Origin of the sequence: Siculibacillus lacustris (genome assembly GCF_004328075.1) — a bacterium.
GTDB classification, from domain to species: Bacteria; Pseudomonadota; Alphaproteobacteria; order Rhizobiales; family Ancalomicrobiaceae; genus Siculibacillus; species Siculibacillus lacustris.
Genome location: NZ_SJFN01000015.1, coordinates 49,121 through 63,072, shown reverse-complemented (window position 1 = coordinate 63,072; position 13,952 = coordinate 49,121). Strand labels below are relative to the sequence as shown.

Here is a 13,952-nt window from a genome sequence, read left to right as displayed (position 1 = left end):
ACCATGAACCCGGCAAAAATTGCCCAGCCGCCGAAAGGCGCCGGCCACGATTCCGTGTGCCGACCGAGGGATGCCGAGACGCGATGACCGACCTCACCGTGACACCGCCCCCCACCCCGGCCACCGCCGGCTTCGCCATGCCCTTCGGCCTGCCCAACTTCGGCGAACTCCTCGCCCATGCCCGCCGCGGCGACGTCGGTCTCGCCATCGGCGTGATGGCCATCCTGGTCGTCCTGATCGTCCCCCTGCCCGCCTGGCTGCTCGATCTGTCGCTGGCCATCTCGATCACCCTGTCGGTGCTGATCCTGATGACCTCGCTGTTCATCCAGGCGCCGCTCGAATTCTCGTCCTTCCCGACCCTGCTGCTGATCGCCACCATGCTGCGGCTGTCGCTCAACCTCGCCTCGACCCGCCTGATCCTCGGCCACGGCCACGAGGGCACCGCGGCGGCGGGTCACGTCATCGAAGCCTTCGGCAACTTCGTGATGGGCGGCAACTTCGTCATCGGCATCATCGTCTTCGCGATCCTGTTGATCGTGAACTTCATCGTCATCACCAAGGGTTCGGGGCGCATCGCCGAGGTCGCGGCGCGCTTCACCCTCGACGCGATGCCCGGCAAGCAGATGGCGATCGACGCCGATCTCTCCGCCGGCCTGATCGACGAGAAGGCGGCGCGAGCCCGCCGCAAGGATCTCGAGGGCGAGAGCGCCTTCTTCGGCGCCATGGACGGCGCCTCCAAGTTCGTGCGCGGCGATGCCGTCGCCGGCCTCCTGATCACCTTCATCAACGTCATCGGCGGCATCATCATCGGCGTCGCCCAGCAGGGCATCACCTTCGCCGAAGCCGGCCACGCCTATACCCTGCTGACCGTCGGCGACGGTCTGGTCACCCAGATCCCGGCGCTGATCGTCTCGACCGCCGCCGGCCTGCTGGTCTCCAAGGCCGGCGTCTCCGGCGCCGCCGACAAGGCGCTGATCGGCCAGCTCTCCGGCTACCCGCGGGCGCTCGGCATGTCCTCGGCGGTGATGATCGTCCTGTCGTTCCTGCCCGGCATGCCGACTCTGCCCTTCCTCGGGCTCGCCGCCGGCGCCGCCGCACTGGCCATCGCCGCCACCCGCCAGCACGCCGAGGTCGCCGCCAAGACCGCCGCCGAAGGCGTCGCCGAACGCATCGCCGCCGCCCCCAAGGAGGAGCCGATCAGCGAGAGCCTGAAGATGGACGAGCTCCGCATCGAGCTCGGCTATGCGCTCCTGCCGCTGATCAACGGCCCCGACGGCTCCGATCGCCTGACCGACCAGATCAAGGCGCTGCGCCGCCAGATCGCCTCCGACATGGGCTTCGTCATGCCGCCCTGCCGGCTGCTCGACAACGTCCAGCTCCAGCCCAACGAATATGTGGTCAAGATCAAGGAGGTCGAGGCCGGCCGCGGCCAGATCTTCCCCTCGCTCTACATGGTCATGGACCCCGAGGGCCGGCAGATCGACCTGCCCGGCACCCACACCACCGAACCGACCTTCGGATTGCCGGCGACCTGGGTCGACCCGGCGCTGAAGGAAGAGGCGGCGATCCGCGGCCTGACCGTGGTCGACCCGGCGACCGTCATGTCGACCCACCTGACCGAGATCCTCAAGGCCAACGTCGCCGACCTCTTGTCCTACGCCGACGTCGCCAAGCTGCTCGCCGACCTGCCCAAGGAGCAGCACAAGCTGGTCGACGACATCGTGCCGTCGCAGATCAACATGTCGGGCATCCAGCGGATCCTGCAGAGCCTGCTCGCCGAGCGCATCTCGATCCGCGACCTCGCGACCATCCTGGAGGGCGTGGCCGAGGCCGTGGCCTTCACCCGCACCGTGTCGTCGATCGCCGAGCACGTGCGCGGCCGCCTCGCCCGCCAGATCTCGGCGGCCAACCTGTCGCCGATGGGCTATCTGCCGATCCTGGCGATGTCGCCGGCCTGGGAGATGGCCTTCGCCGAGAGCCTGATCGGCGACGGCGAGATGAAGAGCCTGGCGATGGCGCCGTCGAAGCTCGGCGAGTTCGTGTCGACGGTGCGCGAGGCCTTCGACGACGCCGCCCGCATGGGCGAGATCCCGGTGTTGCTGACCAGCCCCGGCACCCGCACCCACGTCCGCGCCATCGTCGAGCGCTTCCGCCCGCACACCGTGGTGATGAGCCAGGCCGAGGTCCACCCGCGGGTGCGGTTGAAGACGGTGGGGAGTATTTGAGGGGGGAGGAATGCGGAACCTTCTGGTGCGTATCTGACCACAAGCAACTGTCTCATGCAATAGACCAAATATACACCAGCAACGGGTCCACTACGACCATGTCGAATGGCACCTGAAACCGAAATTCTGATAAAATTCCACCCCCGTAGACGACAAGATGTATTTCTTAAAATCCAAGTAGCAGACATAATAACTGAAAACCGCTAAATTTTTGAAAATTTCAATCTAAGAATTAAGAAAAAGAACGATCACATCAGCTAGACTATCCCACATTGACGTGAGATGCTCCGGAGATGGTGCAAAATTTGGTGAATGGATATACTTGTTTAGCGTATCAGCCGAAACAAGTTTGTCGCCCTGCTTGAATTTACGGATCACCTCCATCTGCTTTCCATCGATCTTATTAGCTGCATGGAGGTGCTGGCCTGCTTTCTCCAGCCGGGTAGCGAGCTTGTCATTTTCGTGAACTAGTACACCCGCCTCCCTGATGTAATTTTCTAGAGCAAGTTCGATCAAAACGCGGAGCAGCACCGAAACTGCATTGGGGCGCTTCCGAAGATCAAGATGAAACTGAAGTTCCTCCCAAATCTGGTGATGCCTCTGAAGTCGTCCGGGCCACGTTAGTCCAAAATTCTTTGGCGGGATTAGAGTCGTACGGATTGTCGGAGTTGCCTTCGCGGTCGGCCTAACCCTTAATGGTTTTGACGTTACAACTGCTCTCCCATCCTTGGCAACCTCATGACTTGCGGCTGGAAGGATGCCTTCACCCTCGAGTTTGTCCAGGTAGCCCACTTTCCCGTCTACATCCCAGATGTCACCAAGCACGACTTCGCGGCTTGAGAGGTCGTGCGCGATCCTGGCCAACGCGCCAAGAGTAGCCGTCTCGTCATGTGTGTACTCAAATCGGCCGCCCTTCATGCTAATGCCAACCCGGTTCCTAAACGGTTCAGCTGAAAGCAGGCGGTTGAGCGTCGAGCGGGGGATCTTGCGGCGTGAGGGTAATAGGTGCGCGTCAGCCAAGCGCTTCTCTATCTCATCAGCGACACTAGGACCATTGCCCTTGCCTGTACGAGCCTCGAAGGTCGACTTCATTCGGTCGTCCCACGTACTCTGGCCAACGCCGTTCTGCGTGCCTGTATGTCGGCGATAGAGTATCTCGTCGACTCGATCCCGATCGGTTTCCACCTGACATTGGAAGTGAATTGGAAACGGGCCGTTCCAACGCGCACGCTGCTCGCGAAAGAAAAGTTGAAGCTCAACGGTCGGCGCCCGGCGAGGATCATCAAGCAATTTCAAACAAGTAACTCGCCGATTCCCGTCAAATACGATGAACTTTTCCTTGTTCGGCGAGACGAGCGGAAACTCATAAATCTCGCCGCGATCAACGATGTCCTTTGCGAGATTGCGCATGTGCTGCTCGCGCTCTTTGAAGAGCCAAGCGATAGCAGCCGTCTCATTTTCGAGTTCACCGTGCCGGTCATTAGCACGATTGACCTCGAGCGAGCTAAGCGGAAGGTTTCTAATTGCCATTTGGCCACCCCAGCGCGACACTACCAGCGCAGGTTGATTTGGCAATAGTCGATACCGACGGGCCGGATCGGCTTTCACCTAATGGACAAGAGCTACCGGTATCCCAGAGTCCTACGCGCCGGCTGGATGTTGGAACCGCCAGTCGCGCGCCCTTGTCGGACGAATGGCATCTTAGGGTGCATCGAGCACAGCGAGTTGCATCAGGGGCGGGGCGATCGGGCGAACCAGTGCGACTCGCTGGCCGTAGACCTTGGGATGTTCCCTACGGACGTCGTCGCAGCAGGGGCAGACCTTCGCCGCGCCGCCGCCGAGGCATGGCCGAGAGGTTCCCCCTGACGCGTCACCCGCCCCGTGCGCCCTCCCCGCGATTTCCCCCCACCGTTGCCGAACCGCCGCGCAATCTCGTCGACGATCCGGTAACCATGGCGGGGTCATCATCGACGCTTCCTCTCGGACCCCCGTCCGCGAGCCCTCTCACGCCCGGGAACGCCATGCGCCTCACCCTCGTCCTCCTCGCCGCTCTGCCGGCCACGACCCTCGCGGCCTTCGCCGGCGGGGCGCCGCTGCCCGGGCCCGGCGACGACGCGATCGTCACGCTCGGCGGCGGCGCCCGCCTCGCCCCCGAGTGGGACGGCTCGAAGTCCTACGTCCTGTCGCCGATGCCGATCGTCGGCTTCCGCTTCCTGCGCTCGCCCTTCACCGGCCAGCCGACGACCGACACCGGCTTCGGCATCCGCCCGGCCTTCCGCCATGTCGGCGAACGCAAGTTCGATGTCCACGATCGCCTCTGGGGCCTCGACAAGGTCGATGCCGCCTGGGAGCTCGGCCTCGCCGCCGACTACACCGACACCTGGTTCCGCGCCTCGGTCGAGGTCCGCCAGGGCTTCGGCGGCCACACCGGCCAGATCGTCGATCTCGGCCTCGACGGCATCGTGCATCCGTTCGAGCACGTGACGCTCTCCGCCGGCCCGCGGCTGTCCCTCGCCTCGGCCGCCTACATGAACACCTATTTCGGCGTCACCGCCGCCGAGAGCGCCCGCACCGGGCTCGCGACCCATCGTCCGGGCGGGGGTGTGCGCGGTGCCGGTCTCGCCACCGCCGCGTCCTGGGAGATCGACCCGCGCTGGGTGGTCCGCGCCGACGCCGGCTGGACCCGCCTCGCCGACGATGCCGCGACCTCGCCGATCGTCCGCGCCGACGGCGCCCGCGACCAGTTCACCGTCGGCCTCGGCGTCGCCTGGCGCTTCGGCGTCGGCTGGCACTGACCGCGGCGAAGATCCGCGGCCCTCGCAGGCCCCAGAGACGACGAAAGGCCGCCCGTTGGGCGGCCTTCGAATGGGTTCGGGATGGGTCGATCGTCGCGCGGGCGGGGGAGAGCCCGGGCGGACCGCACCTCAGTGGCCGTAGGCGTGGCGGCGGCCGGCCAACTCGTCGAGGACGTCCTGCTCGGCGGCGTCGCGCTCGTTGCGCTCGCGGTGCTGGTCGCGCTCCTCGATCAACTCGATCTTCTTCAGCTCCTCGACGGCGAGCGACAGCTCGTCGCGGGCGGTCGAGAGCTTCTCCTCGAGGTCGTGGATCGACACCTTGAGGTTCTCGCGCCGCTGGATCGCCGCCTTGGCGAAGGTCGGATAGGCGAAATGGGCGATGTCGTGGATGCCGACGCGGTTCTGCTCGCCGACGATCTGATCGTTGAGATCGCCGATCATCCGCGTGAAATCCGCGATCATCAACTCGATCTGTGACACTTGCCGACGCTTCTCGTCGACCTGGAACCGCTTCAGACGAATGAGACTGTCGCGCGACTTCATGACCGGCTACTCCCCGTGATCGAAGGTCATCCTAGCCGACACCCCTTGCCAAAAAGTGAGTCTTTTCCGTCATGAAGCCAGGATCGCCGCGAGACGGTCGTATCCCGCCGGCAGCGACGTCGATTCTTCCTTGCCCTGTCTCAAAAATGTCTCGAAGGCCGGATTGAGCCGGATCGCCTCGTCGACCTCGGCGCTCGACCCCGGCCGATAGGCGCCGAGCCGGATCAACTCCTCCATGTCGGCATAGGTGGCCATCAGCCGCTTGGCCTCCATCAGGCTCTCGCGCCGCTCCTCCGGCACCGCCCGCGGCATGGTCCGCGACACCGACTTCAGCACGTTGATCGCCGGATAGCGGCCGCGCTCGGCGATCTGGCGCTCCATCACGATGTGGCCGTCGAGGATGCCGCGCACCGCGTCGGCGACCGGTTCGTTGTGGTTGTCGCCCTCCACCAGCACCGTGAAGATACCGGTGATCGAGCCGGCCGTGCCGATCCCCGGCCCCGCCCGCTCCAGGAGCCGCGGCAATTCGGTGAACACCGTCGGCGTATAGCCCTTGGAAGTCGGCGGCTCGCCGGCCGCCAGACCGATCTCGCGCTGCGCCATGGCGAAGCGGGTGACCGAGTCCATCAGACACAGCACGTCGCCGCCGGTGTCGCGGAAATATTCGGCGATCGCCAGGGTCAGATGCGCCGCCTGACGACGCATCAGCGCCGGTTCGTCGGAGGTCGACACCACCACCACCGAACGCGCCAGACCTTCGGCACCGAGATCGTCCTCGATGAATTCCTGGACCTCGCGGCCGCGTTCGCCGACCAGTCCGATCACCGCCACGTCCGCCGCGGTGTAGCGGGCGAGCATCGACAGCAGCACCGACTTGCCGACGCCCGAGCCGGCGAAGATGCCCATGCGCTGGCCGCGGCAGCAGGTGACGAAGGTGTTGAGCGCCCGGACCCCGAGATCGATCGGTCCGCCGACCCGATTGCGTTCGCCGGCCGGTGGCGGCGATGCGCGCAAATGCCGCAGGACCGGGCCCTGGGGCAGCGGCCCCTTGCCGTCGAGCGGTTCGCCCAGCGCATTGACCACCCGGCCGAGCCAGCCCTCGCACGGCCGGACCGAGCCGTCGGCACCGGCGACCAGCGCGCGGCAGCCGAGCCGCACCCCTTCGAGCGCGCCGAACGGCAGGCACAGGGCGCGGCCGCCGTGGAATCCGACCACCTCGGCCGGCACCGTCCGGCCCGACGGCGCCTCGATCGCCAGCCGCGACCCGACGCTCATTTCGTGAACCGGCCCGGAGACTTCGATCATCAGGCCGCGCACCGCGACGACCCGCCCGAAGGTGGTGGTGGCGGGGAGGTCGGCGATCTCACGAACCAGGGAATCCATCATGTCGAATCGGTTTCCGGAATCCACACCCAGAGAGTCCGCTCAGTAACTCGTTGTTAACGTCCTTCGTCAAACAATATGAACGAGCGGGCGATGTGGGGTCGCACGCGAAGCTGGCCGGACGACCGTCGAGAGACGATTCCGAAGAGTCGGTTGAGGGCACTTCTTAAAGTGATTTCTCAACGCCGGATTCCTCAGATTCTTCTTTTGTTTCAGCCTTCTGACAAGTTTCGTCGCTCGGACTCGAAGCGAGGCTTGCCCACGCGAATCAGATTCTGTTAACCATTGTCCGGTAGGCTTCCGAGTCGGGGTTGATGGGGTATCGTTCGCAACGGCCGGCGAGGGCCGATGCGCCAAGCCCGGGTGAGGCGACAAAGGGGATTGGCATGCGCGTACTGCTCATCGAAGACGACAGCGCCACCGCGCAGAGCATCGAGTTGATGCTCAAGTCCGAGAACTTCAACGTCTACACGACGGATCTCGGCGAAGAGGGAATCGACCTCGGCAAGCTCTACGATTACGACATCATCCTGTTGGATCTGAACTTGCCCGACATGTCGGGCTACGAGGTGCTGCGCACCCTGCGCGTCTCCAAGGTCAAGACCCCGATCCTGATCCTCTCCGGTCTCGCCGGCATCGAAGACAAGGTCCGCGGCCTCGGGTTCGGCGCCGACGACTACATGACCAAGCCCTTCCACAAGGACGAGTTGGTCGCCCGCATCCATGCCATCGTCCGTCGCTCCAAGGGTCATGCCCAGTCGGTCATCACCACCGGCGACCTGGTGGTCAATCTCGACACCAAGACCGTCGAAGTGAACGCCCAGCGCGTCCATCTGACCGGCAAAGAATATCAGATGATCGAGCTGCTCAGCCTGCGCAAGGGCACCACCCTGACCAAGGAGATGTTCCTCAATCATCTCTACGGCGGTATGGACGAGCCGGAACTCAAGATCATCGACGTGTTCATCTGCAAGCTGCGCAAGAAGCTCGCCTCGGCGACCGGCGGCAAGAACTACATCGAGACGGTCTGGGGCCGCGGCTACGTGCTGCGCGAGCCCGACGAAGCCGACATATACGCCGACATCGCCTGAGACCTTCCCGCGCGACCTCGCCCCCGCGCAAGCCTCGTCCGCGCCTCTTTCGCCCCGCCTCGCACTCCGAGGCGGGGTTCGTCGTTTGCCCCAGGCGATCGCCAGACGGGTCGTGCACGACCGCCCCGCCACGTCGCCACACGGCGAAACGGGCACCGGATCGCTCCGATGCCCGTTTCGAGGTGGTCACGAAGGCTCGGTTCAGCGCACCGTCGCCAACCGCGTATAGGGCGTGGGCGCGGGCGCCGGCGTCGCCGCACCGGTGGTGCCGTAGCGCTGCGTCGAGGGCGCGGCACCCGCGGCGGCGGTCTGGTAGAGGCCGCGCTTGTCGGTCATCGGCTTGAAGGCGTCGGTCAGCCCGACCACCGTCTCGGCCGCTCCGAGCACCAGGAAACCGTCGGCCGGGAGCATCTTGGCGATCCGCCCGAGGATGTCGATCTTGGTCTGGTTGTCGAAATAGATCAGCACGTTGCGGCAGAACACGATGTCGAACTGGCCGAGCGAGGAGAAGTTCTCGAGCAGGTTCAGCTTGCGGTACTGGACCATCCCGCGCAGCGTCGACGAGATCTGCCAGGTGTCGCCGTTCTGGACGAAATGCTTGAGCAGATGGTTGATCGGCAGCCCGCGCTGGACCTCGAACTGCGAATAGACGCCGGCCCGGGCCTTCTCCAGCACTTCGTTGGACAGATCCGTGCCGATGATCTCGATCCGCCAGCCGGCGAGCCGCGCTTCGGCTTCCTTCAGGCACATCGCCAGCGAATAGGGCTCCTGCCCCGTCGAGGCGGCGGCGCACCAGATCCGCAGACGCCGATCGCGGGCGCGCGCGTCGAGCATCGCCGGCAGCATCGTGTTGGTGAAGTGTTCGAAGGGCACCTTGTCGCGGAAGAAGAACGACTCGTTGGTGGTCATCGCCTCGACCACCGCATCGCACAGCACGCCCGCGCCCGGTTCCTTCATCTTGGCGACCAGCGCCGAGATCGACGGCAGGCTGGCCTTGCGGGCGACCGGCAACAGGCGGCTCTCGATTAGATACTGCTTTTCGTTCGACAGAACCAGGCCGGAACGCTGCTTGAGGAAGCCGCGGAGATAGTCGTACTCGAACGGCGTCATCGACGTCCCCCCAGGATCCGGATGATCTTGCCGCCGATCTGGTCGAGCGGAAGGATTTCGGCCGCAGCCCCGGCCTGAACGACCGCACCGGGCATGCCCCACACCACGCTCGACTCTTCGTCCTGGGCGATCACCGATCCGCCGGCGTTGGCGATCTTGGTCGACCCGGCCGCGCCGTCGTGGCCCATGCCGGTGAGGACACAGGCGAGGATCGCCCCGCCGAACAGCGGAATGGCGCTTTCGAACAGCGGATCGACCGCCGGCTTGCAGAAGTTCACCGGCGGCAGGTCGTTGAGCAGGACCACCGTCTCGGAGCCCTGCTTGCCGATCGTCATGTGCTTGCCGCCCGGCGCCACGTAGATCCGGCCCGGCATCAAGGGTTCGCCGTGCACGCCTTCGGCGGCGCGGCGGCCCGAGGCCTTGGTGATGTGTTCGGCCAGAATCGCCGTGAAGGTCGGCGGCATGTGCTGGGTGACCAGCACCGGAACGTTGGTGATCGCCGAGCCGATCTCACCGAACAGCTTGGTCAGGGCCTGCGGCCCGCCGGTCGACGAGCCGATCAGCAGGAGACGCGGCTGCACCGACGAATAGGATCGCAGGCTGACCGGGGCGGCCGGCGCGGCGACGCGCGGCTGCGACGGTGCGAAGCTGCGGGCGGGAGCGGCGGGCGCCGCCGATCCGGGCGCGCTCGACGGGCCAGGTGCGGCCGGGCGGGCGGCGGGCGCCGACGAGCGGCCGGCCCGCGCCTGGGCCCGTTGGCCGAGGGTGCGGACCTTCTGGATGACCTCGTTGCGGAAGTCGACCGAGGTGGTCACGCCGCTGTTCGATTCCGGCTTCGGCACGTAGTCGGCCGCGCCCAGCGCGAGACACTTCAGGCTGACTTCGGCGTTGCGACGAGTGAGCGTCGAGGCCATCACCACGACCAGGCCGGGCTTCTGCTTGAGCAGCAGCGGCAGGGCGGTGAGGCCGTCCATCTCCGGCATCTCGACGTCGAGCACGACCACGTCCGGATTGGACTTGAGGAGATCGTCGACGGCGAGCTTGCCGTTGCGGTGGCTGGCGACCACCGTCAGGCCCGGGTCTTCGTCGAGCCACCGACCGATCAGGCCGCGCACGACGACCGAGTCGTCGACGACCATCACCCGGACCGGATCGGACACGGTTTTCTGTGGCCGCTCCTGCGCGGCATTGGCACCATAAGCCATGAGGTCCCCTCCGTCAGATCAGGCCGACTTCGGCGAACTTCGCTTCTACGATCTCGCGGTCGAAGGGCTTCATGATGTATTCGTCGGCGCCGGCGCGCATCGCCTTGGCGATGTGGGCGACGTCGTTCTCGGTGGTGCAGAACACCACCTTGGGCTTTTCACCGCCCGGCTCGCGCCGGAGCTGCGCCAGGAACTCCAGGCCGTCCATCACCGGCATGTTCCAGTCGAGGAGAATGGCGCTCGGCATCTCCTTGCGGCACATGTCGAGGGCCTTCATCCCGTCCTCGGCTTCCGAAGTCTCGAAGGCGAGATCTTCGAGAATCCGTCGCGCCACCTTTCGGATGACGCTGGAGTCGTCGACGACCAGACAGTTCTTCATGGCATACCACTCCAGAGCGCAGGCGGATCAGGCGGCGATCGCTTCGGACATGCCACCGAGGACACGATCGACGTCGAGGATGACCATCAGCTGGCCGTTGAGGCGATGCACGCCGCCGGAGATCGCGGCCCAACGCGGGTCGAGGTTGACCGGATTGGGTTCTCGGCCGCTCGACGGCAGGTCGAGGACTTCCCCGACGTTGTCGATCAGCAGGCCGTAGGACTCGCCCTTGTGCTCGATGCCGACCGCCATCGCCGTGCCGCCGTCGCTGCGCGCCGGCAGATGCAGACGCCGACGCATGTCGATCGAGGTGACGATGCGGCCGCGCAGATTGAGCACCCCGGCGATCTCCGGCCGCGACAGCGGTACCCGGGTGATCGACTCGGGGACGAACACGTCGTGGACCCGGGAGATCGGCAGCCCGAACAGCTGCCCGCCGATCACCACCGTCACGTATTGGATGCTCTCGTTGAGCCCGTTGACTTCGTCGGTCATGCCGCGACTCCGTATTCCATGGTGGAGGTGGTGACTTCCTTCAGCGCGGCGATCAGGCCGGGCCGATCGAACTTGGCGATGTAGTCGTCGAAGCCGGACTGCCGGCCGCGTTCGATCGAGGCGGGCGTGCAGATCGACGACAGCGCCAGGATCGGGATCGACCGGAGACGCGGGTGCCGCTTGACGTTCTCGGCGAACTCGAAGCCGTTCATCTCCGGCATCTCGATGTCGGACACGATCACGTCGAAGCGACGGCCGTTCTCGAGCATCTCGAGCGCCTCACCGGCCGAAGCGCAGACGGTGACGCGGTAGCCCGCGGCCTTCAGCACCGGACCGAGCATGTTGCGGAAGAACGGCGCATCGTCGACGAACAGCAGGGTGCGGGTGAGCGCCTCCGCCGAGATCTCCTTGCGCCGGAACCAGTCCTCGAAGGCCTGGGGCAGGAAGTGGCCGATGTCGACGACCTCGGTCGCCTTGCCCTTGACCACCGCCGAGCCGAGCACGCCGGGACGTTCCGACCCGACCTCGATCTCCAGCCGGTCTTCGACGATGTCGATGATCTCGTCGACCACCAGGCCCATCGAACGGCCGGCGTCGGAGAACACCAGCATCGGCAGACCGCCCTCGGTCTTGCGCTGGGCGTATTCGTCGAAGTAGACGAGCGGCATCAACGTGCCACGGTACTGGACCAGATCGCGACCGTTGGAGCGCTCGACCTTGTCGACCGAGAACTCTTCGAGGCGGGTGACCAGCGACAGCGGCACCGCCTTGGGATGGTCGTCGCCGGCCCGGAACAGGAGCAGCGAGATCGTCTGGGTGTCTTCGCGGGCCCGATCTTCGTCGTGTTCGGCCTCGTCGATGCTCGACACCGCCTGGGTCGGACCGACCGCCTGAGCGATACCGTTCGGGTCGATGATCATGATCACCGAACCGTCACCGAGGATGGTGTTGCCCGAGAACATGCCGATGTGGCGCAGCATGGTCGACATCGGCTTCACGACGATCTCTTCGGTGTGGAACACCGCGTCGACCACCACGCCGAAGGTCTGCTGACCGATCTGCATGACGACGATGAACCCGTCCTCCTCGCTCACCGGCTCCTTGGCCTCGCCACCGATGGTGGTGATGCCGAGCAGCTTGGAGAGATGGACCAGCGGCAACAGCTTGTTGCGCAGGCGCAGGACCGGCGTGTCGCGGATGCGTTCGATACGATGCTCGGAGTTCTGCTGCGCCCTGACCAGTTCGACCACCGACAGCTGCGGGATGGCGAAGCGATCCCCGGCCGATTCGACGATCAGCGTCGAGACGATGGCCAGCGTCAGCGGGATCTTGATGGTGAAGGTGGTGCCCTGACCGGGCACCGAGCGCAGGTCGACGGTGCCGCCGATCGCGTCGATGTTGGTCTTGACCACGTCCATGCCGACGCCGCGGCCCGACACGCTGGTCACCTTCGCCGCCGTCGAGAAGCCCGGCGCGAAGACGTACTTGTAGATCTGCGCTTCCGTCATCTTCTCGAGTTCGAACTCGGTGGCGAGTCCGTTGTCGACGATCTTGGTGCGGATGCGATCGAGATCGAGGCCACGGCCGTCGTCGGAGATCTCGATGATGATGTGGCCGCCCTCGTGATAGGCGGACAGTTTGATCGTGCCCTTGTCGGGCTTGCCGGCGGCCTTGCGCACCTCGGGCGTCTCGAGCCCGTGGTCGGCGGAATTGCGCACCATGTGGGTGAGCGGATCCTTGATCAGCTCCAGCACCTGACGATCGAGTTCGGTGTCCTGACCGACCATCTCGAGTTCGATGTGCTTGCCGAGTTCGTTCGACAGGTCGCGCACCACCCGCGGCAGCTTCTGCCAGGCGTTGCCGATCGGCTGCATGCGCGTCTTCATGACGCCTTCCTGCAGCTCGGCGGTGACGTTCGACAGGCGCTGCAGCGGCACCTTGAATTCGCTGTCCTCGTGACGACGGACGATCTCCAGGAGCTGATTGCGGGTCAGCACCAGCTCGGACACCATGGTCATCAGGTGTTCGAGGGTCTCGACCGCGACGCGGATCGTCTGCGACGACACGCTGCCGGCCTTGGGATCGGCTTCCGGATCTTTTTCCTTGGGCTCGCGCTTCTCGACCGCCGCCTTGGCGGCCTTCTTGGCCGGGGCCGGCTTGACCTCGGCGACCGGCGGCAGCTCCGGCACGGTCTCGCGGAAGGCCCGCTCCAGATCGTCGAGCGAAACCTCGCCCGGCCGCAGCTGGCGCTCCAGAACCTGGAAGACCAGTTCGCCTTCGGCATGTTTGGGCGGTTCGGGAATCGCCACCGGCACCTTGCCGGCCTCCGACATCCGTTCCAACTGGCCGATCAGGTCCCCGTCGGATCCCGTGGGCTCCTGCTCGGTCGCCTCCAGATCGGTGACGATCTGCTTGATGCGGTCGATCGACTGGAGGACCAGCGTCACCGCGGCTTCCGTCACCGGCACGCCGTCGCGGAACCGCCCCATCAGGGTTTCGGCGGCATGTGCGATGGCTTCCAGGCGAGGCAGACCGAGGAACCCGCAGGTCCCCTTGATGGTGTGGACCAGCCGGAAGATGTTGCCGAGGATCTTTTCGTTGTTCGGATCTTGTTCGAACTTCACCAGCTCGACGTCGACGACGTCGAGGCTCTCGTTGGTTTCCGTGAGGAATTCTCGAAGCAGATCGTCCATGGCCCCACCTTGCGTGCGATCGGCGACGGGAAC

Annotated in this window: 11 protein-coding genes; 3 read left to right on the top strand and 8 right to left on the bottom strand. The window is 65.3% G+C overall.

Annotation, left to right across the window (positions count from 1 at the left end; translation table 11 throughout):
- Nucleotides 1-137: 137 nt before the first annotated feature.
- Complete coding sequence (gene flhA / locus EYW49_RS11535; RefSeq protein ID WP_131309776.1) at nt 138-2,225, top strand: flagellar biosynthesis protein FlhA; 2,088 nt, start codon at nt 138-140, stop codon at nt 2,223-2,225.
- Between the two features lie 225 nt (nt 2,226-2,450).
- Here the strand turns inward: flhA and EYW49_RS11530 are convergent, their stop codons facing one another.
- The gene (locus EYW49_RS11530) at nt 2,451-3,635 is read right to left on the bottom strand and encodes a hypothetical protein (protein ID WP_228259578.1); all 1,185 of its coding nucleotides are present in this window, start codon (nt 3,633-3,635) and stop codon (nt 2,451-2,453) included.
- 611 nt (nt 3,636-4,246) lie between these two features.
- Here EYW49_RS11530 and EYW49_RS11525 point away from each other — a divergent pair.
- Nucleotides 4,247-5,020 (top strand): MipA/OmpV family protein, encoded by a 774-nt coding sequence (locus tag EYW49_RS11525; protein WP_165498217.1) that lies wholly within the window; start codon nt 4,247-4,249, stop codon nt 5,018-5,020.
- 129 nt (nt 5,021-5,149) lie between these two features.
- On the opposite strand, the gene fliJ is transcribed toward EYW49_RS11525, so the two are convergent.
- Complete coding sequence (gene fliJ, locus EYW49_RS11520; protein WP_131309720.1) at nt 5,150-5,563, bottom strand: flagellar export protein FliJ; 414 nt, start codon at nt 5,561-5,563, stop codon at nt 5,150-5,152.
- A 69-nt stretch (nt 5,564-5,632) separates the two neighbouring features.
- Nucleotides 5,633-6,946 carry a flagellar protein export ATPase FliI gene (gene fliI / locus EYW49_RS11515; protein ID WP_131309774.1) on the bottom strand — a complete coding sequence of 438 codons (1,314 nt, stop codon included), beginning with the start codon at nt 6,944-6,946 and terminating at the stop codon, nt 5,633-5,635.
- Nucleotides 6,947-7,332: 386 nt separating this feature from the next.
- Between fliI and ctrA the strand changes: the two genes are divergently transcribed.
- Complete coding sequence (gene ctrA, locus EYW49_RS11510) at nt 7,333-8,037, top strand: response regulator transcription factor CtrA (RefSeq protein WP_131309719.1); 705 nt, start codon at nt 7,333-7,335, stop codon at nt 8,035-8,037.
- A 201-nt stretch (nt 8,038-8,238) separates the two neighbouring features.
- Here ctrA and EYW49_RS11505 read toward each other — a convergent pair whose 3' ends face one another.
- Genes EYW49_RS11505 through EYW49_RS11485 form a run of 5 tightly spaced genes read right to left on the bottom strand, consistent with a single transcriptional unit; the run spans nt 8,239 to nt 13,919 of the window.
- Nucleotides 8,239-9,147 (bottom strand): CheR family methyltransferase, encoded by a 909-nt coding sequence (locus EYW49_RS11505; protein WP_131309718.1) that lies wholly within the window; start codon nt 9,145-9,147, stop codon nt 8,239-8,241.
- The gene (locus tag EYW49_RS11500) at nt 9,144-10,352 is read right to left on the bottom strand and encodes a protein-glutamate methylesterase/protein-glutamine glutaminase (protein ID WP_206365450.1); all 1,209 of its coding nucleotides are present in this window, start codon (nt 10,350-10,352) and stop codon (nt 9,144-9,146) included. The genes EYW49_RS11505 and EYW49_RS11500 overlap by 4 nt, the downstream gene beginning before the upstream one ends.
- Before the next feature lie 13 nt (nt 10,353-10,365).
- Nucleotides 10,366-10,731: a response regulator gene (locus EYW49_RS11495; RefSeq protein WP_131309717.1), complete on the bottom strand. Its 366-nt coding sequence runs from the start codon at nt 10,729-10,731 to the stop codon at nt 10,366-10,368.
- A 27-nt stretch (nt 10,732-10,758) separates the two neighbouring features.
- Complete coding sequence (locus tag EYW49_RS11490) at nt 10,759-11,226, bottom strand: chemotaxis protein CheW (RefSeq protein WP_131309716.1); 468 nt, start codon at nt 11,224-11,226, stop codon at nt 10,759-10,761.
- Nucleotides 11,223-13,919 (bottom strand): hybrid sensor histidine kinase/response regulator, encoded by a 2,697-nt coding sequence (locus EYW49_RS11485; RefSeq protein WP_131309715.1) that lies wholly within the window; start codon nt 13,917-13,919, stop codon nt 11,223-11,225. Before EYW49_RS11485 ends, EYW49_RS11490 begins: the two co-directional genes overlap by 4 nt.
- Nucleotides 13,920-13,952: the final 33 nt, after the last annotated feature.

Bases quoted from the DNA above. Each gene is read 5' to 3' on its own strand.
- flhA (WP_131309776.1), top strand. From the start codon at position 138: ATGCCCTTCGGCCTGCCCAACTTCGGCGAACTCCTCGCCCATGCCCGC.
- EYW49_RS11530 (WP_228259578.1), bottom strand. From the start codon at position 3,635: ATGCGCAATCTCGCAAAGGACATCGTTGATCGCGGCGAGATTTATGAG.
- EYW49_RS11525 (WP_165498217.1), top strand. From the start codon at position 4,247: ATGCGCCTCACCCTCGTCCTCCTCGCCGCTCTGCCGGCCACGACCCTC.
- fliJ (WP_131309720.1), bottom strand. From the start codon at position 5,563: ATGAAGTCGCGCGACAGTCTCATTCGTCTGAAGCGGTTCCAGGTCGAC.
- fliI (WP_131309774.1), bottom strand. From the start codon at position 6,946: ATGGATTCCCTGGTTCGTGAGATCGCCGACCTCCCCGCCACCACCACC.
- ctrA (WP_131309719.1), top strand. From the start codon at position 7,333: ATGCGCGTACTGCTCATCGAAGACGACAGCGCCACCGCGCAGAGCATC.
- EYW49_RS11505 (WP_131309718.1), bottom strand. From the start codon at position 9,147: ATGACGCCGTTCGAGTACGACTATCTCCGCGGCTTCCTCAAGCAGCGT.
- EYW49_RS11500 (WP_206365450.1), bottom strand. From the start codon at position 10,352: ATGGCTTATGGTGCCAATGCCGCGCAGGAGCGGCCACAGAAAACCGTG.
- EYW49_RS11495 (WP_131309717.1), bottom strand. From the start codon at position 10,731: ATGAAGAACTGTCTGGTCGTCGACGACTCCAGCGTCATCCGAAAGGTG.
- EYW49_RS11490 (WP_131309716.1), bottom strand. From the start codon at position 11,226: ATGACCGACGAAGTCAACGGGCTCAACGAGAGCATCCAATACGTGACG.
- EYW49_RS11485 (WP_131309715.1), bottom strand. From the start codon at position 13,919: ATGGACGATCTGCTTCGAGAATTCCTCACGGAAACCAACGAGAGCCTC.